Here is a 22,347-nt window from a genome sequence, read left to right as displayed (position 1 = left end):
ACATCCAGAAAGTCAGAAACCCGATATCGACTATTCTATCAGCGTGGGGTTGCTGTCGTCCTCACCAATACGGGTGATGGCTTGCCAATATGGTAGCCTTGCGCGAAATCAACGCCCAGCTCCCGTAACTTAAGCAGCGTCACTTCATCTTCGACAAATTCCGCAATCGTCTGCATCCCGAATGCATTAACCATGTTGGTGAGACTTTCAACAAACACCTGATTATCCGGATTCTTGTCCAAATCCAGAATGTAAGAGCCATCGAGCTTAACGTAACTCAAGGGCAGCTTCTTGAGATAGCTGAATGATGAGAAGCCCACGCCGAAATCGTCCAGGGCAATCATGACACCCGTAGCGTTGATTTCCTCCAGGTTCGACAGAACCATCTGGAAGTTTTCTATATAGGCGGTTTCTGTCAGCTCCAGAATCAGCTGCCCGGGGCTTATTTGATATTTGCGAATCAGATCAGTCAATATCCTGGGTAGATCCGCCGTCTGAAGCGTTGGCGCCGACACATTGACAGCAAAACACGTGGCACCCCCTTCAGCATTCTCAGCAGCCAATCTTCGGATGGCGCTTTCCAGCACCCAGGTATCAACCAATCGGATCAGTCCCATACGCTCTGCTGCGGGGATGAATTCGCTGGGAAAAACCGGAGTGCCATAACTGTCCTTCAATCGCAGCAGGACCTCGTGGTGGCTGATCCTGTTCTCCTCAAGAAACAGAATCGGCTGAAAATGCAGCTCGAACAAACCGTCTTCGGCCAAGGCGCGCTTCAACAACGCCGTCAGAGCGTGGTCGCGGCGCAGCCCCTCCAGATTATTGTCTGCGGGGTCAAAGATTTGCCATTGGTTGACGCCTTTTTTCTTGGCCTGGTACATCGCCATGTCTGCATGCACCACCAGTTCCTGCTCGGTGGTACCGTGATCTGGAATCAAGGCGGCACCAATACTGACACTGTACTCGGCGGTCCGCCCCTCGGCCGGGATCAGAATTTCGCCGTTGAGCTGAGTCGAGAGTTTAACGAGCACAGCCTGAAGCTGAGCCGGGGTAACTCCTGGCAGGATAACGGTAAATTCATCCCCTGCCAGCCGGCTGATGGAGTCGCTGGCTCGTACACTCGCGGTCAGTGAATTCGCGATCTGAATCAGCACGCTGTCACCGACCGCGTGGCCATAAAGATCATTAATCTGCTTGAACCGATTAATGTCGATGAAGACGATGGCACCCGCGGTCCCGGCTTCGAGAGCGCTGGCCAAATCATGCTGAAAGGCCCGACGGTTTCCTATACATGTTAAAGGGTCGTTATTTGCCAGCCATTCCAGTGCTTGTTCATCACGTTTCCGCTGGGTCAGATCTACGCCCGTAGCAAGGACGACGGATTGCCCGTTTTCATTTTCGACCAGAGAGCAGGTCCAGTCTGCGAAGACGGTGTGTCCCTGATCGTTCGTGAACTTTGCATCGAACTGAATGGCGTCAAGCTTACCGTTTTGCAGGAGGGCGATCTTGCTTGTGTAGTCCGCATAGACAGCGTCTGATTTAAAGATCTCCCTAAAGCTTGTCAGCGGTTTGTTGAACTCCCTCTCAAATCTCGTATTCGTAGTCAGAATATCGCCATTCATGGTGTGGGTCGCAATAAACAGGTGCGAACTGTCAATCAGGCGCTCAAGGAAAGCTCGGGAACGGGAAATGATGGCAATCTGGCTTTTGAGCGAATGGTTTTTCTGCTCAACTTCGGTATGCAAGGTGTTCAGTTCCTGGGTGACAAAACGGGTACTTTTCTCAAGCAGAGTGAGCTCGTCGCTGAGATAGCCCCGATGCCCCTGTATTTTCTTCTGTGCTTGCTCATATTCATGCTTTGGCAATAAGTTTAGCGCCTCGACAACTGCGATCAGGCGTCGCAGGGGGCTTAGTATCAGCATGACAAGAAGGACTTCAGCAATGACCAGCGCCAGCACCCCTATCAACAGACTGGTTTTTACGGAATTGACGAGATTGTTGTATTGCCAGGTGTCGTCAATGATTGCTACGAAGTGCGGCGCAGTGCCCATAGTTTTGAAGCGGGTCAGGTCAAGCGTGTTGAAAAGCACTCGTCGTGATTCATGAACAAAGGCCTGGTCACTGCGAAGGATGCTGAATGGTGCTATTGCTTCAACGGCCTTGAGCTGAGCAAAGGTTTGTGAAAAATTACTGGCCGCCCATACTCTTTTGTTCCAATTGCCAAGCGAGCGTTCATTCCCTGTATCGGCATTGTCTGCGGCCAGGCCGTCAAGAATAATGGCCAAGTCGTCTGTGGATATCTGCTGAAAATGCTGGATTACGTCGGCAATATTCTGACCCACTACCATCACAGCTTCGGAGCCATCTTGCAGCACAAAGGGCTCGATGACGAACTGGGAGCAGCCAAAACCACAGTACAGGAAAGATTGAGGCGTTCCTGGCTCTCTCGCCTGCACAAGCTGATCAATTGCCTGGCTCAAGCCGGCCGGATCACGAAAAAAAACCAGATTCATTGCAGAGCCCAGTCGATTTCCCTGTGCCGAATAGACCGCAAGGTAATCGAGTCCGGTATTAAGGTTGAGCTTAAACCACTCGCGCTGGAGGAATTGGTTCATTTCCGCCTGCGGATTACTCTCATCCGCAGCCTGAATCTGCGGTGTTTCAGCGATCAGCTGGGCTAGTTGGGACAGGCGAAGGGCACTCTCCTCCAGCTGGCGATCAATTACGCGCTCCTGCTGCAGGTGTATATCTGTCACCCGGTTTTCATAGTAATCGAACGTTTTGAAAACGTGCTGCGCGACCCAGGCGGCAGTAATCACAACCAATACCAGGCTGAGAAATACAACTGCCTTCCACTTGATGCTGACAAACATCGCTGTGCGCCCGCGCCGCTAAAACTGAAAGGTCAGCGAGATGACATAATAATTCCAGTATTTACTGACGTTATAATCTTCTATGCCACTGTAGCTGGGCAGCCATGCTGTGCCCTCATTGAAGCTGGCCTGTCCGGTGACTGTCCATCGAGGGTAGAACATCCACTTGCCACCCAAGCTCCAGCCCTTGCCAAATCCCCGGTATGGATCGTTCGGCGACAACAGGTTGCCGCCCGAACGGTCGTCCTTATTGAGGTACAGCTCTTCATAACGGACAAACCAAGAGGTGGCAAGCGTCGGCAGCCACTCAACCTGAAGATAATAAGCTTCGGTGGTGTTGCTCCTGTCGCTTTCCACTCCTGCGATCTGAAGTTCGAGGTCGCTGAACAGGTTCATATACTCCGCCGTGATCACCCAGTCGCGGTAGCTGTACTGAGCCGAGAGGATGGCAAACAAGACATCAACTCTCGTGCCCGTGACATAGTTTTGTGCGTTCATGGCAATATCTGCCGGTCCTGCCGCAAACAACGCCATTTGAGCATTGGAAACACTCTGGGGGTTGTCCAGATCCACACCCGAGTCCAGCAAACTGAAGCCGAGCTTGAGGCTCCTCTGGGCTGCCGGCACGAAATTCAGATTCAGCCCATAAAGAGACATATCGTTAAACTCACCCTCACTTACCGGGCGGCCGAAGATATAATACTCAAGGCGCTCACTTTCAACGCTTTTTCGACCGGCGAAGACCTCCCAGTTCAGCTGGTTACCCTGAAACAACCGAGAACCATAAAGATTAATGCCATCGGTAGACAGAATGCTGTCTCGTAAAGAGTCGAAATAGATTGAGTCTGGCACATTAAAACCGGGCCGGGCAGAAGGTATATCCCGAGTGGCATTATAAAAGCCTACGTTGTTCTTTACCCGGCCGAGACGAACACCGGCGGTCGTACCCATATCACTGTAGAAAAGGTAATCCGCCAGCAGAAAGTCAATCCGCAAATCACCATCATCGCTTTCGTCTCGTTGCCGGCTGATCACTTGCCCCGCCAATCGAAACTCCGGAGATACTTCAGTAAAACCGGTTATGCCGATTTCACGGAACTTGAAAGAACCGTCAAGGGAATCGGTACCTGCATATGGATTATCCGGACTGTACAGGTACGCCTGACTCACGAACCCATGGAGCTCTGATGAGCTTCCCAGCTCAAGTGCGGTTGCCGGTGCCATAATTACTGCGGCAATAATGCCCAGAATCACCGAGGAGAACTTGCTCATCATTCCTTATCTCCCAGGGTCACAATACTTCCCGTCGGGTAGTCTGCGGAGGTATACCCAATTGCACCGGGTGTGCTTCGAATCATTTCAACCATCTCAGCCTGAGAATTGACAACGGCTGGTGCTTTGCCTGTTCCGGTGAAAAGCATCCGGTTCCAGATGCGGTCGAGTTGGTGGGTTTGAATATGCAGCCGATTAATGACGAACTCGCGGTGAAGTTCATTCTCGCTAGGTAACGTGAAGACTTCGATCGCGAGGCCGTTTGGCCACTTTCGGATTTGCATGGCAAAGATCTGGCTCAGGTGGGAGGAGTCCAGCGAGGTGATGCCTGCATCGTCGTTGACTATGACTTTCGGGGCCGAAAGTAGCGGTTGGGTAAGAGAAAACAGCGCGATGAACACTAGCGCGCTGAATCCTTTTCTCAAGTAACCGCAGTTAGCTCTATCCATAAGACCCATTTATTTTTTGTGCACTTGAGAAGGCAACTTCAAGCAACAGCTTTAGCAAAAACTCCTTTGTGGTGAATGCTAACCGAATTCATGACCAAAAGTTAATCCTTAATGTAGTAAAGTGTTAACCTTTGATACCTGGCGCAGGCATGCCGAAGTATTCTCCTTGGGAGAAATCGATACCAAGCTCCACAACACGCTCCTGCACTGCTTCGCTGTGTACAAATTCTGCTACTGTCTTGATCCCCATACTCCGGGCGAACTGCACAATACCTTTGGTCACCAGAAACGCCGTATGATCCTGCGCCAGATAGCGAATGAGGCTACCGTCTATCTTGATGAAATCCACGTTCAGCTTGCGCAGGTGGGAAAAATTGGAATAGCCGGTACCGAAGTCATCTATTGCAATCCGGCACCCGAAAGATTTAACTTTTTCGATAAACTGCAAAACATCGCCATAACTGCCGATGCCATCAGACTCCAGAATCTCAAAGATCACACGCTCGCCAATATTGCTAGCTCGCAGGTGCTCCAGAATCAGGGCCAGGGTTTCGGGATCTACAATATCAACATAGGACAAGTTGATAGAAAACGCATAGGGCTGTGTGGCAAACGCAGTGAACGCTTTTTCCACCATGATTCTGGTGATCTGTCGATTAAGGCGTAGCTTGTTGGCCACCTCAATGAACTGCCCGGCAGCAATCACACCATGCTCGGGGTCATCCATTCGCACCAGGCACTCATACTTGGTAAACCTGCCCTGCACGTTGTCGTGAATTGGCTGAAAGTATGGACGTAAGGTGCCGGCCTCGATCGCTTCTTTCAAACGACGGGCCCAGTAAAGATTCTTCTCGTACCCTTTTTCTACTTCCTGGCTTTGATCATAAAACAGGTACTGACGCATCTGGTCCCGTGCCTGCAAAACAGCGATGGTCGCCTGGTTGAGCAAACGGTCAGCTGCGGCGTCATCTTTACGCTCTCTCTGGAAGGCAATGCCTGCGCTGGTGTCCAGGGTTAACACCTGCTGCCGCCAGATAACCTTTTGCGAACAAAGAAAGTCGATCAATTCACTGGCGAAAGTGCGCACCCGAGACTCAGCAACACCAGGGCCCAAGAGCGCAAATTCATCACTGGACAAACGATAAAGCTCTGGAGAAAGCCCAAAGGGGTGAGAGTGAGTGCGGACAAACGTTCGTACCTGCTTGCGCATGGCCAGCAAAACGGCGTCGCCACAGTCATTGCCAAACAAGCTATTGATTTCCTTGAACCGATCCAGGTTCAGGAGAATGAGACAGGCATCTTGTCTATCCTGCAAATCTCGCAGCAAACGCACACGATTAGGCAGACCGGTCAGGGCATCTGTATAGGACGCTTGCAACTCATGCATGAGCTGCGCGATCCGATATAGCAGGTAAAGGCTCAGTATCAGCAGAATCGAACCCGTAATCAGCAGAATCCGGTAATTGGTATCACGCATGGGTACCAGCACGCGGTCGATCTCGTCCTTTGGAACCCCGGCACCGTAGACCATGCCTGCCGGCGTAGTGGCGTAATACAGCTCATAGAGTCGGCCGTCCACCTCAAGCTGACGTGTGCGCAGGCGTTCTTCAGGTGTTTGGCTATCACCTGATGCTTTCGGCACACCCAGATCCTTTTCCGAAAGGTTCGCCGCGAGAATGGCATCAATCAACATCTGCTCCTGAATCGGGTCCTGGTTTTGACTGAGGCTGGACAGATTCCGATTGTTGCGATCGTTGAGAAAAGAAAAACTGTTTTGCGTAACCTCCATTCGGCTGACCAGATCCACCACCTGATCCGATGCCCAATCAATGGTCGCGACACCGATCAACTCACCCTCGGCACTGACCATCGGCAAAGCGAGAGTTAAAATGGCGCGCTCGGTTGCCATATCAAAGTACACAGGTGACCAGTAGACAGGAGCGTCAACTTTAGGGCTGAGGGCGTCGGCACGGCCCAGAGTAAGCCCATACCAGTGGGTCTGCAGGAAGTCAGTTGATCGTGATTGCACTCGGGAGCCACCAACTTCGCCCTTGACCAGATAAGGCGCATAACGTTCGCCGGCTGGTGCGACGATGCCCGGCTGATACCAAAGGCCGGCACCAGAAACACCGCCTTCACTCTCAAGTCGGCTCTGCAAAGCTTTTTCAAGCTGGCCCTGAAGTTGGCGCTGGGACTGTGGCGAACCCTGCCGTTCCCTCGATAACCGGTAGAACGTCTCCCCAATTGTCGCGAGAGTCGCTACCTGGCTCTCCAACGCAATTTGACGGGCATCAATCCGAACCAGCCCGGTGAAAAACACATCGCGGATCTGGTCCCGGCGCAACTCGTACATTGCCTGCTGGGAGTAGCTAAGGTTGAGATGAGATAACAGGAACATGCCGACAGCAAAAAGCGCAACCAGCAGAACAAGAAGCCCCATGATGGTATGCATGGCGTAGCTGCTGCGCCAGAAGCCCAGATGTGGCCTTAGCCACCTGGAAACGACTGACCGCGACAGCTGATTAACCGGCATGGGTATCCGCAGTGGCTGAAGCCAGATCATCCAGAGCCTTTTGAGCCTCTGCCTGGCCAAGCTCTGCAGCCACTTTGAACCACTTTATTGCCGCCGCCTTATCTTGTGCGACGCCATGCCCATGAGCATACATTTCGCCAAGAAGATAGGCTGCCTGGCCAGACTCTGTCGCGGCCTGTATTGCCCATTGATAGGCTTGCTCATGGTGTCCCAGAGCGCTATGAATTTGCGCCATACTTGCCTGCGCACCTGCAACGCCGGCTTCGGCGGGGCCACGACAGGCCTCCAATGCACCACTGAAATTTCGAATGCGGGTGAGCAGGTAGCAATCATTCAACTCACGGGATTCTGTAACAGTTTCGGCTTTGAGTTCTGGCTCAGCAGTTGCATCGTCGTGAGCCCCGCTCCCAACACCCTCTAAATCCGACGCCCCTGGATTTGCGCTGACAGCCTTCTGCACGGATTTTGGCGGGTGCTGCATGGCTTCAAGCCGCGCCTCATAGGCTGCCACATCCTGCGGACATGAAAAGCCATAGCCTCGACGATAAAGTGCCAAGCCGGTTTCGGAAATCTCATCTTTGTTATAACGAAGAGCAACTGCAGCACAGCGGCGTTCGCGCTCCTGCCTTACCTGATCGAGCTGCGCCGTTTTGGTTGAATCGCCCTCATGACGCCGCAAATACTCCGTTAACGGATCAATATACGGTTGCTCGAAAAGCGGCCTGACTTCTTGATCAAGACCGGAAGCAGGCGTCTTCTGCCCGATTTTAACAAGCGCGTCACCGGTGCGACTCAGAACCTCAGCCGTCTTTAAGTTGCCGCAGCCTCCAAGAAGCACTGCGCTCATCATGATGACAAACAATCGATACATCAGCTTCACCAGAAGATCTAAAAGCCTACGGCCATGCGTCGGGAAAACACCCCGGTTTAATGAACTCTAATTCACCTATTCCCTGATGTCCTCGACGACATTGTAACGTATTGAAAACAGCCTGGATGGCTGGGCTACCTTTTTGCATGAACCAGGCAAATAAGCCAGGCCTGCTTTACCGCAACGGACTTTGTACGCCTATCAGGTCAGTGATAAGGTCTTCGCAAGGTTAGAACACAAACAAGCCACCGCACCAGAGAGGTTGTTTTCAACTTGAACTGGCTCCTTATACTTCACATTGTGGCACTGCTCTTCTGGACTGCCCTGCTTGTGTACCTTCCAGCGCTGGTGTCCGGCACTGTTTATACCTCTTCAGAGACCGAAAACAGCCTGGTGCTCCGTCAACGTCTTCCGCGGCTACTCTTTACTCATGTCGCGACACCAATTGCTCTGTCTTCCATTATTGCAGGCACACTCGTATTCGTTGTTTATCACAATATCGGTATCTGGCTGATCATCAAGTTGACCCTTGTGGTGTTGCTGGTCATTAATCACGCGCTGCTTGGATTGTTGATTCTGCGGGCGGAGAGCGGCAGTGGTAAGCCGGTGCGGCGGTGGTGCCTGGCTTCGGCTCTGGTGACCGGCACGCTGATTATCGCTGTGCTGTGGGTTGTTCTCTCCAAGCCCCCTTTCGAGAGCATTCCATGAGGTACAGCAAACTCGCCAGACTTACTGACTCATCAGGGGTCCTGCCGACGTTCTGCCATCTTTTCAGGGGAAACACCAACGGCATGATCGTAGACCAACTCGCCGCCGAGCAGACTGGTGATGGTTATCAGCACACCGGTAAGCAGAGAAAGATAAAGCCCCCAGGGCACAATAAGTTGATCAGGCTCGCCCACCCTCAGAAACCAGTTAAGGGTGGCAATGGAAAGCAGCATCACTGCCAGCAACGCGTGGCACCACGCGGTAATGAGCTGACGTATCTGCTTAACGATGACAAGATCCAGCAACCCGACCGAGCCAGACAACCAGCCACCAGCCATTCCTATAGCCGCAAGCCAGACGCCGGCGCGAGCCCAGAAAAAGTCTCCGGTCATAACGTAACCAATATCCGTTGCGATAAGCAGCAGCAGAGCGGCCACCGGGAAATGGATCAGCATGGGGTGGATCGGGTGACCCATAATCGACATACGACTGACGATGTGTTCCTTGGCCATGGCTACCCTCAGAGCGTGCAGTTGCGAAGCAGGAGTTGTTCTCCGTCAGAAATAAAAAGAGTAGCAGCCCTGGGTGTAATTGGCACAGGTGGATTGTTGGCCGGATGTCAGGGCGAGTTTTCCACGCTTTCTCCCGCCGGCCCTAACGCTCTCTCGGCAGCATGGTTGTGGTGGGGAATGTTTGGCTGGTTCACATTCGTTCTTGTGGTCGTGGTCGGGCTCTGGCTATACGCCATCAGGCGTGCCCCGGAGCCCGTGTCGAAAGCTCGAGCCAGGCAGGTCCAGAACCGGTGGATTCTCTGGGGTGGCCTGGTACTGCCGATCACCAGTATGGCAGTGATTCTGGCGTTTGGCGTCCCCGCCGGCCATCAAATGCTACCTCTGCCACCTGCAGAAGGGAAAGCGCTCCGGATCAACGTCACGGCACACCAATGGTGGTGGGAAGTGCAATATCCGGACTCAGGTATTCAGCTGAAGGACGAACTGCACGTTCCAGCCGGAGTCCCCCTTGACCTTCACCTTACCAGTGCTGATGTTATTCATTCGTTCTGGGTTCCCCGCCTGGGAGGCAAACTGGATATGCTACCTGGCCGCACGAATGTACTGCGCCTGCAAGCAGATGAACCCGGCACCTATCGTGGCCAGTGTGCCGAATTCTGCGGCACCCATCATGCTCATATGAAATTTACGGTAACCGCATACAGCCCGGAAGATTACCAGGCATGGCTCCGCGAGGAGACCGTTAATGACTAACCTGTCAGAAGAGGCAAACTGCAAACGGGAAGCGCAACTGGAACATGTGTGGGGCAATTTACCCGGATGGGGCGCTCTGGCAGCAGTGAACCATACCTCCATAGGGTTCAGGTTCATGGCCACCGGGATGATATTTTTTCTGATCGGTGGCGTGTTAGCGATGTTAATTCGCACACAACTCGCGATGCCCGAGCAGGAGATTATTGAGGCCAGCCTCTACAACCAGATTTTCACCATGCACGGCACGGTGATGATGTTCCTGTTTGCGATCCCGGTGCTCGAAGGGGTAGCGATGTATCTGGTGCCAAAGATGATCGGCACCCGGGACCTTGTATTCCCTCGCTTGAGCGCCCTGGGCTACTACTGTTACCTGTTTGGTGGTGTGATTATTCTCTCCAGCCTGGTGCTTGAGGTAGCGCCGGATGCCGGCTGGTTTATGTACACGCCTCTGAGCAGCAACACTTATTCGCCTGGCCCGGGCTCGGACTTCTGGTTATTGGGCATCACCTTTGTGGAAATATCCGCGATTTCCGCCGGCGTAGAGCTGGTCGTGTCCATTTTGCGAACTCGTGCCAACGGCATGGCCCTCAACAAAATGCCAATCTTCTGCTGGTACATCCTCGCGATGGCGCTGATGATCGTATTTGGCTTTCCACCCCTGATCCTCGGCAGTGTGTTGCTTGAACTCGAGCGTGCAGTCGGGTTCGTATTCTTTGAAACCTCTGGCGGTGGTGACCCTCTGCTATGGCAGCACCTGTTCTGGATGTTTGGACACCCGGAGGTCTACATCATCTTCCTGCCTGCAGCAGGGATTGTATCTACCCTAATTCCGGTGTTCGCACGGCATCCGCTGGTGGGTTATCGCTGGGTGGTGCTGGGCATTATTACCATGGGGTTTGTCAGCTTTGGGCTGTGGGTACACCACATGTTTACTGTGGGCATCCCGCAGCTGGCCCAGGCTTTCTTCTCCATAGCCAGCATGTTGGTAGCGGTTCCCACAGGTATCCAGATTTTTGCATGGCTGGCAACACTCTGGCAGGGCAAAGTAGTGTTTCACCTGCCAATGCTCTGGATCGTCGGGTTTCTGGTGGTCTTCGTTTGCGGCGGACTGACGGGCGTGATGCTGGCGCTGGTGCCCTTCAACTGGCAGGTTCACGACACACACTTTGTGGTCGCTCACCTGCATTACGTGCTGGTCGGTGGCATGCTGTTTCCGCTGATCGCCGGTTTTTACTATTGGTTGCCCCATGTTTCCGGCCGTATGCCCTCGGACAAAATGGGCCGCTGGGGGTTCTGGCTGTTTTTCGGTGGATTCAATACCACCTTCCTGCTGATGCATCTTACCGGGCTGCTGGGCATGCCCCGGCGAGTCTACACCTATGAAGCGGGGCTAGGCTGGGATTGGCTCAACCTCATTTCCTCCATCGGTGGATTCATAATGGCGATCGGTGTCGCAGTGATCATTGTCGACATCGTATTGCATTTCCGCTTTGGTCGCCGAGCTGAGCAGAATCCCTGGGGCGCAGATACTCTGGAATGGGCCATCCCAATGCCAGTGAATGCCTATAATTTTTCGAGTATGCCCGATATCACCACCCGGCATCCGATGTGGGAGAACCCCGAGCTCGTAGAAAGCATCGCCGCAGGCGAACATGGTCTGGCGGAAGTCCAGAGCCTGAGGCGGGATATATATGGATCAGATGCTGTCACCGGTAAAGTCAGAGAAGTGGTTCACCTGCCCACCAACTCCTGGCTACCCCTGATGACTGCCACAGTCCTGGCGGTGGTATGCGTCAGCTTGCTGATCAAAGCCTACCTGATAGCTCTGGCAGCCGCTGCGGTAGCGCTTGTATTGGTGCTGCGTTGGAGCTGGGAGAACGGCGCCCACCCCAGAGCCGCGCCAGTAGATGCCAACGATCCCGTGGACCCACCACTGCACTCCCGTACCTGTGATGGCCCCGGGCTATGGGGCATGGTGGTCAGCCTGATGGCCAATGGAACCCTCTATGTTTCGCTGTTGTTTGGCTGGTTCTATCTCTGGACGGCTGCGCCACAATGGTCAACGCCCGAAACAAGCCCATTGGCACTGATTCCTCTGGCAGCAAGCGGGATACTGCTAACCCTTGCGGTAATGATCTACCATGGTGCTGTCTCCCGACTGCGCAAACGCAATGCAGGCAGCCTTGGCCTGCGTCTGTGGCTTGCTTCGGCCATCGGATTCACCCATTGGTGCTTGCTGGCCTGGGTGCTGCAAACATCGTCATTACAACCGACGGAGTTGGCCCATGACGCGGTTCTGACGGTAGCACTCTATTACCTTTTGCTACACAGCGGGCTTGCGATGATCTTCACAGTACTTCAGGCGTTGCGGGTACAGCGGGGATATGTTGGCTCCAGTCTGCCTTACGAACCCATCGTGATTCAGCCGTTCTGGGTCTATACCCTGGGCGTTTTCTGGCTCAGTTTTGCCATGTTTTCGCTGTTGCCGATGGTATGGGGAGCGCCATGACTCCCTCTCCGTTTCATCCAATAAACCTGGTTCTTGGGCTGATCATCTGGGCGCTGTGGTTTGTCCTGCTCTATGGAGGCTTATCCATCGGCTGTGCCTTCGCACCACCGGATGCGGGGGATGGTGCCTGGACGTGGATAAATGCAGCGTCCCTGGTGGTGGCGCTCATGGTCACCGGCTATCTATTGGCTTGCGCTTACGCTTGCTGGAAGGCTTCTTCGCCGTCATCTGCCGCCAAAGCCCAGCCTCTCAATACATTCATCAGCAAAACGTCCGCTGCAGTCTATCTGGTATCAGCGGTAGCATCATTGATGCTGGTTCTGCCGGGCGTAAGGTTGCCGCCATGTGTATGAAAACGCGCACTGGGCCGTGGATCATTTTAGCTCTGCTTGGCCTGAGTTCGCCGGCCTTTGGCCATAGTCCTATAACCAGCGATGGCGCAGATCAGATGACCGCCTTGATCGGTCTGGTCATTTTTATTCTGGTCTGGCTTGCTTACATCCTAGGCGCACGGCGGGTAGCGCCGCACTGGTCGCAAGCACTGGGCTTTCATAGCACCATGATCATCAGCTTTTTCGCGCTTTGGGGGCCTCTTGACCACTGGGCGGAAAGCAGTGCCGCGGCTCACATGGTCCAGCACATGGTATTTATGGTGATCATAGCGCCATTTTGGGTACTGACCACTCCCCTACCGCAACTCTCTGCAGGGAGCGGGCGACTGCTGGCTCGCCTGTGGATGCCCCTGCTTAACCTGGTACAGCATCCGGTTTATCTGGCGTACCTCCATGGTGCGATGATCTGGTTCTGGCACATTCCCCGGTTTTACGTCCTGGCCCTGGAGAACCCCTGGTGGCACCTCGTTGAACACGCGTGTTTCCTGATCACCGCAGGCCTATTCTGGTGGTCCGTGCTGAAAAGTCCTCAGCGCACCGTTGGTTGGGCATTGTTTGCCTTGCTCTTTACACTGATACATACCGGTTTTCTGGGGGCCATACTCACCTTCGCTCAAAACCCTTTATATGGGGCCGGGCGCAGCCTGCAAGACCAACAGTTGGCAGGTTTGATTATGTGGGTCTTGGGCGCTATTCCTTATTTGATTGCTTCTGGCTGGATAGGCTGGAGAATGTATCAGAGGTTGCAGCACCGGGTATAAATACTGTGTCGGCCGGGAAGACGGAGCCCCCTGTTTTCATTTCAAGCGCTACTGGCACTCAACTAGCGAATTGAAACACCCTAAAAAATAACAACGCACTCTGCGCTGCAACGCAGGCTCACCTTACAAAGTTCATCCTTGCAGGAATTCTGGGCTTGGGTGGGAGACCACTTCGCCCCCCCCAATCAGTGCTCAGCAAGCCTTGAGATAGCGGCCGCCAGCTCCGCTTGCCGCCAACCCAGATCACAGGAGAGAGCACATGCAGTGCGGTAGCCAAACCCATAAAGCGCCTCCCGTATTAAAATGCGTGTGATAAAATACCCGTGAGCAACTAAAGCCGCTCAATAGACTTGAGAAGTGAGTTGAAAGCCTTCGTAAAACTGCGCTCAGCGAGCTTATCCAGAATCGGACCGACGAAGGGAGCTTTTATGTGGCCCTCTGATACCCAAGTTACTCTGGTGCGCTCACCTGCAGGCTGTAACATGATTTCACCTTTAGTGTGCATAATAGAGAAAGGTCTCGATTTCTCGATGTGGTAGTGCATTCTGGCCGGCCTCTCAAACCGCGTAATACGCTCCGTCAGTTCAAGTGGCCCAGCCCCAATGATTCGCAGTGCCCCGGTACCATTTTTTTCTTGCTCACCCAACTCAACCAGGATGGACTTATCAACACCAGGAAACCGGTGGTAGCGGGTATGATCAGATATGGCCTCAAAAACGATATCAATGTCTTTGGCAAGCGTGCGCTCTACACAAATACGAAACATGTTGCCCCCTTGAGTTCAAATGTTAGAACAATAGTTTGATGTGCCAAAGTCTACCCCCCGCAACTTACTTGAACTTCATCCCAAAAGAACTAACACTCTAATGATAGACAAGGGTAAATCCCGGGCCACAGCGAGCTGCACATTGACCAAATCTTCTGATAGCGAGGCCGACCGAGAAAAAGTGCACCCGGACACACGTACCGGGGCATTGCGTTCGTCGGAAAGTGCACGCATTCACAGATTAACCCAAATGTACCGTGCACTTAGCGAAATCAACCAGGCCATTGTCCGCATGAGTGACGAGGAAGAACTGTTTCCTCTTGTCTGCCGGATTGCAGTTGATTTCGGCGGTGTCAGCATGGCCTGGGTCGGGGTTGCCGACCTCGAATCCGAACAAATTATCCCGGTAGAAAGTTATGGCGCTAATGCGGATTATCTGAAAAACATACAAATTTCTACACGCGAGGACAGACCGGAAGGCCTCGGGCCATCGGCAACGACTTACCGAAATAACGTTGCCATGATCACAAATGACTGGGCAAGCAACCCTCTAACGGCGCCCTGGTATAAAAAGGCCAGCCATTTTCACTGGGGTAGCAGCGGCAGTTTTCCCATCCAGCGGAGCGGTCAACCCTTTGCAGTCTTGTCGGTTTATCACAATGACGAAGACTTTTTCGACAGCGAAACGACAGCCCTTCTCGACGAACTGGCCCGCGACATTACGTTCGCCCTCGACAACTTTGACCGGGGAACAGCACATCATCATGCCCTGGAAGCCCTTCGAGCCAGTGAACAACGTTTTCGTGCCTATTTCGAGCGCTCAATGTTTGGCATGGCCGCTACAGATGCAGATAAAGGCTGGATAGAGGTCAACCAGGCGCTTTGCGACATGCTTGGTTACACAGCCGAAGAGATTATGGCAACGAAATGGCCTGATCTGACCCATCCTGATGACCTGGAGCCCAACGCGACGCTCTACGAGCAGTTGATTGATGGCTACATTGATGAGCTGTCTGTTGAAAAACGATTTATCCAAAAATCTGGCAATGCAATTGATACACACCTGGCCGTGCGCGCTGTTCGAAACGAGGATGGCAGCCTCGCATACACAGTAGCGCTGATTGAAGACATTTCACTTCGAAAGCTGTCTGAGCGACGCGAGCAAATGCGACAAAAGACTCTTGAAAGAGTTGCCAAAGGCGGCTCTCTCATGGAAATCATGTCGCTGGTCATCGAATCGGCAGAATCGATTTACCCCGAATCCATGTGCTCAATTCTACTTATGGATAGCGAAGGGGAGCACTTGTTGAGCGGGGCAGCGCCAGGTTTGCCTGACTTTTATAACGACGCTATTAATGGCGTAAAGATTGGTATGAATGTCGGCTCTTGCGGAACCGCTGCCTTCACAGGAAAGCGCACAATTGTCGAAGACATCGCCTCTCACCGTTACTGGGAAAACTACAAGGAGCTAGCTGCCAGGGCAGGTCTTGGCTCATGCTGGTCAGAACCCATACGTTCAGCATCAGGGGGTGTATTGGGCACGTTTGCTATTTACCGCAAAGAGCCCGGGTTACCTGACGAACAGGAAGTCGCTTTGATAGAGAGCGCGACAAGCCTGGTGGGTATTGCTATTGAAAGAGTCCGTGCAGAAGAGGAGCTGCACCTTGCATCGTCAATCTACATCAATAGCGCGGAAGCCGTGCTGGTAACAGACGCCGACAACAAAATCGTTGCACTCAATCCAGCGTTTACCAAAATAACCGGTTACACACTTGGCGACCTGGAGGGCAAAGACCCTGTACTTCTCTACTCGGGCCGTCAAACCGCCGATTTCTTCAAAGGTATATGGGATGAAGTCGCTCAGCGAGGTTTTTGGCAGGGCGAGGTCTGGAGCCGCCGCAATACGGGCGAAGCCTTTCCTGCATGGCTCACCATCAATGTTATTCGCAATGATAAAGGGCACATCCAACGTCATGTAGTGATGGGGTCTGATATCACAAACAAAGTTCGGTCAGACGAACTGATATGGCGCCAGGCAAACTACGACTTCCTGACTGACCTGCCAAATCGTTACATGTTCCAGGATCGACTGGAACAGGAGATCCGAAAATCATTACGCCATGATTCATTGCTCGCTCTTTTATTCATTGACCTTGACCATTTCAAAGATGTTAACGACACCCTCGGGCACCCTGTGGGGGACCAGTTACTGATAAAAGCCGCAGCGCGCATTAACAGTTGTGTCAGGGACTCAGATACCGTAGCCCGCATGAGCGGTGACGAGTTCACCGTTATCTTGCCCAGGCTTGCAAATACAGCTGCTGGAGAAAAGGTGAGCGAACAAATCATCAGTGCGCTGGCAGAACCATACTTCATCAATGGCGAAATCATCTATATCCAGGCCAGCATCGGCATAACCTTTTGCCCGGACGACGCGTCAGAGGTTGATCAGTTAGTAAGCAACGCCGACCAGGCCATGTATGCGTCAAAAGCAGCAGGGCGGAACCGTCTCAGTTATTTCACCCAATCTTTGCACGATAAAGCCCGAAATCGCCTGAAACTGTTAAATGATATGCGCTCGGCCATTGAGAACCGGCAGTTCGAGCTTCATTTCCAGCCCATAATCGATCTCACCACCGGGCGCGTCGGCAAAGCAGAGGCACTGATACGCTGGAACCACCCGGAGCGTGGAATGATCAGCCCGGCTGAATTTATCCCTCTGGCTGAAGAGACCGGCTTGATTGTTGGTATCGGCGACTGGGTGTTTCGGGAGGCTGCGGCCAAGGTAAAACGGTGGAGCGAATTGTCTGATACCGAGTTACAGGTATCGCTGAACATGTCACCAATACAGTTTCAGAGTGAAGCTTTGAGTATTATGGACTGGCTGGCTTACCTGCGAACTCTCGGCCTGGAAACAAAACACCTGAGCGTAGAGATCACCGAAGGCTTGTTGCTAAATGCAAGCAAAGACGTAACAGACAAGCTTCTCCAGTTCCGTGATGCCGGAATCCAGGTCGCCATTGATGATTTTGGAGTGGGTTATTCAGCGCTGTCTTACCTCAGGCGCTTTGATATCGACTACCTCAAGATTGACCAGTCTTTTATCCGAAACCTCGAAACGGAACAAAACGACCTGGTGCTCTCCGAGGCCATTGTCATCATGGCGCACAAGCTCGGGCTGAAAGTCATTGCAGAGGGGGTTGAAACAAGCGAACAACACCGCCTATTGCGGGAAATCGGCTGTGATCATGGCCAGGGCTACCTTTTCTCCCGCCCTCTGCCCGCCTCGGAATTTGAGGAGTTTCTCTTGAAAAATACGATGCCGGGAAGCAGCTGAAAAGGGAGGCAAATGCCTCCCTTTGTCTTTGCTACTTGGCAGACCTAAGCGGATTTGCGCCGCGCAAATCCAAGTCCAGCCAAGCCGAGACCTAATAGTGCCAATGTACCCGGCTCGGGAACAGCTGTATTGCCTTTCCAGATCACACCTGTCGCAAAATTTTCGTCGTTAGTGACCCAAAAGTTGAGTCGACCATCGCCAGCTATCAGAAAGGGTGCAGACACATAGTCAAAAACATTTATAACCTGTGTCCAGGGCTGGTCGATTTCGTAATCTTCTGAATCAAACAGGGTTACGCCCTGGCTCTTGATCTGCAAGGTGTCATCATAAGAGACAAACAAAGAGTCAATGATCGCGTCAGTGCCGGTCAGGTTCAGATCCTCCTCCCAGATTCGGTATCCCGAATTATCTACGAACCAACCTGCAGTATCCTGTATCCAGGCAGCTCCATCGAGAGCTGTCCCGGTTGGGTCTACGTAGTTGTTACCCACTTGGTCGGACAGCGTACAACCAACGCATTCATCGCCAAGGCTGGACATGAAGGGTACTGCCTGCGCCGCTGCCGATGCCAGACTGAACACAACCACACCTAACGCTAAACTTAATGTTTTCATTTACTTGTTCCTTATACGAAGGACTTCATGTTTCGACACAGAGCTGGCTCTTGGTCATTGTTAAAACATTAACAAGCAAAAAACCCACCAAAAAACATAAATACTTTAAAAACAATACCCTATAAATATCTCACAACCCGTCGAAAAGTGTCAGCCAGAAATATGTATAAAATCTCGACACCTAAGGCTTGCCCCCAAGCCGGGCAACAAAAAAACGGCGGTCAAAGGGTCAGGCTACGTACACCTCACCCTGTTCAAAGCGAGTCCGCACCCAGGCGATCTGGGTGTAGGCCGTTGCCAGTTGGTAGTGCGGCGAATCCTTGAACGAGCGCCAACTACCACCCCACACCAGAGGCCCGACGGCGTATTCAGCAACTGCGTCGTAATCACTTTCGCTCATTGAGTAAGAGCCGTCCTCCCTGAAAATGCCAATATCCCAGGCAATGCCAAAGTTATGATTGCTCTGCCCTCCCCTTGCTCGCGTTATGACCGGGCCTGGATTACCGTAGCGCCCCTGGCGAAACAGTTGGTTCTGCTCGTAATACGTTCGGGTTCCGGAAATAATTTTCACATTCACACCCCGGCTCAGTGCCCGAATCATGAACTTGCGGGCCTCCCGCTGAGCCCGGATAGAGAGGGAGGCGATATTCTGCTCTGTACGCCGGTCAAAGGTTCCATACTCGCGCTTCAGCTTTTCGTATTCACTATCAAAGGCAATTGAAGCCGCTTCGGAGAGGCGCCCCCATAAGCCGTCCAGCGCGCCGCGATAAAAACCTTCTGATTTCAGAAGCCGCTGAAAAAAGAGCACGTCTTCGCCAAACAATCTGTCGCTCATCCTGAACCTCCCGGGTAACCAGTGGGGGTAGCAATGCCCGACCACGAATACCACTTCCTCTGGGCTCTACAGCTTCAGAATAGATCATTTTTCATGCCCGGTTGTTACACTCGCTGGATGACGAGCCCACGAATACGAGCCCGATCTTCTCAGCCAATTTGTCAAAAAAGGACAAGGCTCTGTGACACCCAAACGCTGGAAGCTCAACATACGCCCCCGTGAGCTGCCTTTCCGACGACATCTTGCCCGGGCATCCGTGGCTTTAATCTACCGCCAGTCTGAAGACGCCGGAGTGGAGTTGCTGTTTATCCAGCGGGCCCGTAAGGAAGGAGACCCATGGTCCGGGCACATGGCGTTTCCCGGAGGCCGCATGCAGCCGGAAGACGCCAACCCCCGGGCCACAGCCGAACGGGAAACCCTGGAAGAAACCGGTGTCGATCTGGCAAGGAATGGATACTTTCAGGCCAGGCTGTCTGACCTGCTCACTCGCCAACACAGCCGCTGGCGCCCGATGGTGGTCACTCCTTATGTATATGAGTGGCGGGGGCCGCAAACGGTATCGCCGAACCACGAAGTCGAGAAGTTGCTATGGATCTCGCTCGACTACCTCGCAGCCAAAGAGAATCAGGGCAAGATACTCTGGCGAACCCGTCTCGGCACATTGAAACTTCCCTGTTGCCGATATCAAGACCACTGCATATGGGGGTTGAGCTATAGCATGCTGCAGGACCTTCTGGCGCAGATATTCAGTGATAAGGTGCAGTCGTGACACCTGCAAGGCACTAGTCTCCATAGATTGCGGTGCCCTCGGCCTAGGATACGGGTGCGCGGGTCGGCTCACCACAGACCCAGGTGCCGTTGTAGCCGATGGCATCACCGGGCAGCTCATATCATTCGCCGAAGTAAAGTGGCTTAGCATGGTAATGCTGTATGAGCGCCATTATGCCGCGCCACCAGCTGAACCCCGTCCCTAAACCCGGAACCCCTGAGCCAGAGCCTGGAGCTCATTGGCCAGCTCTGCCTGACTGACCGTAACCTGAGAAATCTCCTGGGAGCCTGAGAGTGTCTGTAGTGACGTGTCGCGTACCGTGGCCATATTGCGGGAAATACCCCGGGTGACAGACACCTGCTCTTCCGCCGCTGCTGCAATCTGGGTAGCCATGCCAGAGATGCGATCAACATCCCGGAGAACATCTGCAAGGGTCCCCTCCAGAGTCGCGGCCTCATCGGCACTGCGGTTAGCCAGCTCATGGCTTTCAGTTACCGCCCCGTGGACATCATCAGTGATCGTCTGCAGGCCGGCAATAATGGATTCGATTTCGACCGTAGACTGGTGCGTCTGCCGCGCAAGTGCGCGCACCTCCTCCGCCACCACCGCAAAACCACGGCCATGCTCTCCGGCGCGGGCAGCTTCAATGGCGGCATTCAGAGCCAGCAGATTGGTCTGATCGGCAACACTGCGAATCACATCAGTCACCTGCGTAATAGACGCGCTGCTTTTCTGCAGACGCGCGACCTGTCCACTGACCTGTTCAATCGAGCCTGCCAGGCTGCGGATATGGCGCACACTGGTCTGTACTACCTTACGCCCGTTTTCGCTCTTGCCAGAAGCACTGGTTGCTGCTTCCGCCACATCCTGGGTATTGCGGGAAATGTCCTCGGAGGTATTGGTCATTTCCTCAGCAGCCGTGGCAACCTGTTCCACCAGTTGCTGTTGCTGGCTCACCTGCTCGGCATTTTCTCCAGCGGTCGCTCGAGTCTGTTCAGAGGCCGACGCCAGTTGCACACTGGTCTGATCGATTTGCTTCAGCGCACTGGCGAAGCTCTCCATCAGACTGTTCAAGGCGGCACCTATCATCCCCATTTCATCTTTCGAGCTGACTCGGGTACGGATACCCAGGTTCCTCTCATCCATGATCTGGCGGAAATCCCCCAGCAACAGGTTAACTTGTCCGCTCACCCCGCGAATGATCATCATCGCCAGCAGAAGCACCGCCAGTATGACCACCACGCCTACAATAGCCGCTTCTCTCAGGTCAGCGGTAGCGTCATCAAGCACTGCCTGCGTTCCGGCGGCCATGTCCATGCTAAGGGTATTCTTGACCTGACTGATCGCTTCAACGGCCTGGCTGGCACTGTCGAACCATTCAATGTTGGCCATGCCCAGATAACCGTATTGACTGCCAATCAACCGGTCTCGCAATGACTTGAAGTCAGCAACCGGTGCGGATTCCCGCATCGCCTGGAACGCATCTTCAAAGCCCGCACCCAAAGTGTCACCGGCCAGGGTAAGTAACGCATCCTGGCGTCCCGACGCCCGGCTGATTTCTGAAGCCAGGCCCAGCGTGGTAGCGCTTTCCTTCAGCACACGGGCACCCGCTTCCATTTCTCGGCCACCCCACTCTGTGGCTTCGGTCATCGCCAAAAAGGCGCTCAACTGACGTGTCAAATCCGGCTCACCGGAACGCTGCAGAATCAATGGAAGCAAGTCAATCAAACCCGTGATGCTATCGGTGTAGCGCGCCCGAACCGTTTCAAGGAGCGGATCACTGCCGTCCATTAAGTTTCCGCGCAGGCCCGCGAGCGCACTCAGCGCGTCATCTACAGTGTTCAGTCGAACCGCCACGATCTGTCGGTCTTCCACGGACATGGTGTCGATGAACGACTGCACATTGGTAAGGCTTGAATCTGTGGCCTCTAGTTGCAGCTCCAGGCGTTCCAAAACCCGGCTATCACTGCCGCCGGTCGTCAGATAGAGTTCCGCCAGCCCGCGCTCCCTTTGCAGATTTTCCAGCAGTGGATCCGCCACCAGCACCAGATTGAACAGAGTCTGCAGGGATTGGGTATGCTGCAGATTGCTGTAGCGTTCACTGACTGTGGATATCGAAAAATAAAGGATGCCCAGGAGCGCGGGCAGAATAAGCAGCAACAGTTTGCCGCGCATTGAAAGGTTTCGAAGCAAGAACAGCATAATTCTCCAGCCCTGAATAAAATCTGACTCATTGGACAAGATTCAAGGCAAGAACGGTGCCATCAGAGACGTAATAAACAACAGGCTTTTACAGCGCAAACCGCACCAGATCAGTGCCGGAGAAGACAAGACACCCTGTAAACGCCCCAAAAAGACTTAACTTCTGTTGAGACTCTTCACCCAGTATCCAG

At 53.4% G+C, this 22,347-nt stretch carries 17 protein-coding genes; 7 read left to right on the top strand and 10 right to left on the bottom strand.

What is annotated here, in order from left to right:
• Window positions 1-38: 38 nt before the first annotated feature.
• The 5 genes from Q4606_RS04230 to Q4606_RS04210 all read right to left on the bottom strand — a co-directional run bounded on the left by Q4606_RS04230 (window position 39) and on the right by Q4606_RS04210 (window position 7,998).
• Entirely contained in the window at window positions 39-2,873 is a 2,835-nt protein-coding gene (locus tag Q4606_RS04230) for an EAL domain-containing protein (RefSeq protein WP_303606765.1), read from the bottom strand.
• 18 nt (window positions 2,874-2,891) lie between these two features.
• Window positions 2,892-4,148, bottom strand: coding sequence for a hypothetical protein (locus Q4606_RS04225; RefSeq protein WP_303606764.1), 1,257 nt, complete (start codon window positions 4,146-4,148; stop codon window positions 2,892-2,894).
• Window positions 4,145-4,546, bottom strand: coding sequence for a substrate-binding domain-containing protein (locus tag Q4606_RS04220; protein ID WP_303596431.1), 402 nt, complete (start codon window positions 4,544-4,546; stop codon window positions 4,145-4,147). Before Q4606_RS04220 ends, Q4606_RS04225 begins: the two co-directional genes overlap by 4 nt.
• 172 nt (window positions 4,547-4,718) lie before the next feature.
• The gene (locus tag Q4606_RS04215; RefSeq protein WP_303596432.1) at window positions 4,719-7,127 is read right to left on the bottom strand and encodes an EAL domain-containing protein; all 2,409 of its coding nucleotides are present in this window, start codon (window positions 7,125-7,127) and stop codon (window positions 4,719-4,721) included.
• Window positions 7,117-7,998, bottom strand: a complete 882-nt coding sequence (locus Q4606_RS04210; protein WP_303606763.1) for a tetratricopeptide repeat protein — start codon at window positions 7,996-7,998, stop codon at window positions 7,117-7,119. Before Q4606_RS04210 ends, Q4606_RS04215 begins: the two co-directional genes overlap by 11 nt.
• Before the next feature lie 273 nt (window positions 7,999-8,271).
• Here Q4606_RS04210 and Q4606_RS04205 point away from each other — a divergent pair, with 273 nt between their 5' ends.
• The gene (locus Q4606_RS04205) at window positions 8,272-8,706 is read left to right on the top strand and encodes a CopD family protein (RefSeq protein WP_303606762.1); all 435 of its coding nucleotides are present in this window, start codon (window positions 8,272-8,274) and stop codon (window positions 8,704-8,706) included.
• A 32-nt stretch (window positions 8,707-8,738) separates the two neighbouring features.
• Here the strand turns inward: Q4606_RS04205 and Q4606_RS04200 are convergent, their stop codons facing one another.
• Window positions 8,739-9,218 carry a DUF2231 domain-containing protein gene (locus Q4606_RS04200; protein WP_303596435.1) on the bottom strand — a complete coding sequence of 160 codons (480 nt, stop codon included), beginning with the start codon at window positions 9,216-9,218 and terminating at the stop codon, window positions 8,739-8,741.
• Between the two features lie 96 nt (window positions 9,219-9,314).
• Between Q4606_RS04200 and coxB the strand changes: the two genes are divergently transcribed.
• Genes coxB through Q4606_RS04180 form a run of 4 tightly spaced genes read left to right on the top strand, consistent with a single transcriptional unit; the run spans window position 9,315 to window position 13,633 of the window.
• Window positions 9,315-9,971 carry a cytochrome c oxidase subunit II gene (coxB, locus tag Q4606_RS04195; RefSeq protein ID WP_303596436.1) on the top strand — a complete coding sequence of 219 codons (657 nt, stop codon included), beginning with the start codon at window positions 9,315-9,317 and terminating at the stop codon, window positions 9,969-9,971.
• Window positions 9,964-12,480 (top strand): cytochrome c oxidase subunit I, encoded by a 2,517-nt coding sequence (gene ctaD / locus Q4606_RS04190; RefSeq protein WP_303606761.1) that lies wholly within the window; start codon window positions 9,964-9,966, stop codon window positions 12,478-12,480. Before coxB ends, ctaD begins: the two co-directional genes overlap by 8 nt.
• On the top strand, window positions 12,477-12,833 hold the full coding sequence (locus tag Q4606_RS04185; protein ID WP_303606760.1) for a hypothetical protein: 357 nt from the start codon (window positions 12,477-12,479) through the stop codon (window positions 12,831-12,833). The genes ctaD and Q4606_RS04185 overlap by 4 nt, the downstream gene beginning before the upstream one ends.
• A complete protein-coding gene (locus Q4606_RS04180) occupies window positions 12,824-13,633 on the top strand; it encodes a cytochrome c oxidase assembly protein (protein ID WP_303606759.1) in 810 nt (269 codons plus the stop codon). The genes Q4606_RS04185 and Q4606_RS04180 overlap by 10 nt, the downstream gene beginning before the upstream one ends.
• Before the next feature lie 331 nt (window positions 13,634-13,964).
• Here the strand turns inward: Q4606_RS04180 and Q4606_RS04175 are convergent, their stop codons facing one another.
• Window positions 13,965-14,399: an SRPBCC family protein gene (locus tag Q4606_RS04175; protein ID WP_303606758.1), complete on the bottom strand. Its 435-nt coding sequence runs from the start codon at window positions 14,397-14,399 to the stop codon at window positions 13,965-13,967.
• Window positions 14,400-14,541: 142 nt separating this feature from the next.
• Here Q4606_RS04175 and Q4606_RS04170 point away from each other — a divergent pair, with 142 nt between their 5' ends.
• Window positions 14,542-17,736, top strand: coding sequence for an EAL domain-containing protein (locus Q4606_RS04170; RefSeq protein ID WP_303596442.1), 3,195 nt, complete (start codon window positions 14,542-14,544; stop codon window positions 17,734-17,736).
• Window positions 17,737-17,780: 44 nt separating this feature from the next.
• Here Q4606_RS04170 and Q4606_RS04165 read toward each other — a convergent pair whose 3' ends face one another.
• The gene (locus tag Q4606_RS04165) at window positions 17,781-18,350 is read right to left on the bottom strand and encodes a PEP-CTERM sorting domain-containing protein (protein ID WP_303596443.1); all 570 of its coding nucleotides are present in this window, start codon (window positions 18,348-18,350) and stop codon (window positions 17,781-17,783) included.
• A 229-nt stretch (window positions 18,351-18,579) separates the two neighbouring features.
• Complete coding sequence (locus Q4606_RS04160) at window positions 18,580-19,185, bottom strand: M15 family metallopeptidase (protein WP_303596444.1); 606 nt, start codon at window positions 19,183-19,185, stop codon at window positions 18,580-18,582.
• Window positions 19,186-19,366: 181 nt separating this feature from the next.
• Between Q4606_RS04160 and Q4606_RS04155 the strand changes: the two genes are divergently transcribed.
• Window positions 19,367-19,954: a CoA pyrophosphatase gene (locus Q4606_RS04155; protein WP_303596445.1), complete on the top strand. Its 588-nt coding sequence runs from the start codon at window positions 19,367-19,369 to the stop codon at window positions 19,952-19,954.
• Window positions 19,955-20,155: 201 nt separating this feature from the next.
• Here the strand turns inward: Q4606_RS04155 and Q4606_RS04150 are convergent, their stop codons facing one another.
• Window positions 20,156-22,156, bottom strand: coding sequence for a methyl-accepting chemotaxis protein (locus Q4606_RS04150; protein ID WP_303596446.1), 2,001 nt, complete (start codon window positions 22,154-22,156; stop codon window positions 20,156-20,158).
• Window positions 22,157-22,347 lie beyond the last annotated feature (191 nt).

This window comes from Marinobacter sp. 1_MG-2023 (assembly GCF_030549045.1).
In the GTDB taxonomy this organism is placed as follows: domain Bacteria; phylum Pseudomonadota; class Gammaproteobacteria; order Pseudomonadales; family Oleiphilaceae; genus Marinobacter.
Note: the sequence above shows the minus strand (reverse complement) of the source record. Positions and strands in the feature narration are given on the sequence as shown.

Bases quoted from the DNA above. Each gene is read 5' to 3' on its own strand.
- Q4606_RS04230 (WP_303606765.1), bottom strand. From the start codon at position 2,873: ATGTTTGTCAGCATCAAGTGGAAGGCAGTTGTATTTCTCAGCCTGGTA.
- Q4606_RS04225 (WP_303606764.1), bottom strand. From the start codon at position 4,148: ATGATGAGCAAGTTCTCCTCGGTGATTCTGGGCATTATTGCCGCAGTA.
- Q4606_RS04215 (WP_303596432.1), bottom strand. From the start codon at position 7,127: ATGCCGGTTAATCAGCTGTCGCGGTCAGTCGTTTCCAGGTGGCTAAGG.
- Q4606_RS04210 (WP_303606763.1), bottom strand. From the start codon at position 7,998: ATGTATCGATTGTTTGTCATCATGATGAGCGCAGTGCTTCTTGGAGGC.
- Q4606_RS04200 (WP_303596435.1), bottom strand. From the start codon at position 9,218: ATGGCCAAGGAACACATCGTCAGTCGTATGTCGATTATGGGTCACCCG.
- ctaD (WP_303606761.1), top strand. From the start codon at position 9,964: ATGACTAACCTGTCAGAAGAGGCAAACTGCAAACGGGAAGCGCAACTG.
- Q4606_RS04185 (WP_303606760.1), top strand. From the start codon at position 12,477: ATGACTCCCTCTCCGTTTCATCCAATAAACCTGGTTCTTGGGCTGATC.
- Q4606_RS04180 (WP_303606759.1), top strand. From the start codon at position 12,824: ATGTGTATGAAAACGCGCACTGGGCCGTGGATCATTTTAGCTCTGCTT.
- Q4606_RS04175 (WP_303606758.1), bottom strand. From the start codon at position 14,399: ATGTTTCGTATTTGTGTAGAGCGCACGCTTGCCAAAGACATTGATATC.
- Q4606_RS04165 (WP_303596443.1), bottom strand. From the start codon at position 18,350: ATGAAAACATTAAGTTTAGCGTTAGGTGTGGTTGTGTTCAGTCTGGCA.
- Q4606_RS04160 (WP_303596444.1), bottom strand. From the start codon at position 19,185: ATGAGCGACAGATTGTTTGGCGAAGACGTGCTCTTTTTTCAGCGGCTT.
- Q4606_RS04150 (WP_303596446.1), bottom strand. From the start codon at position 22,156: ATGCTGTTCTTGCTTCGAAACCTTTCAATGCGCGGCAAACTGTTGCTG.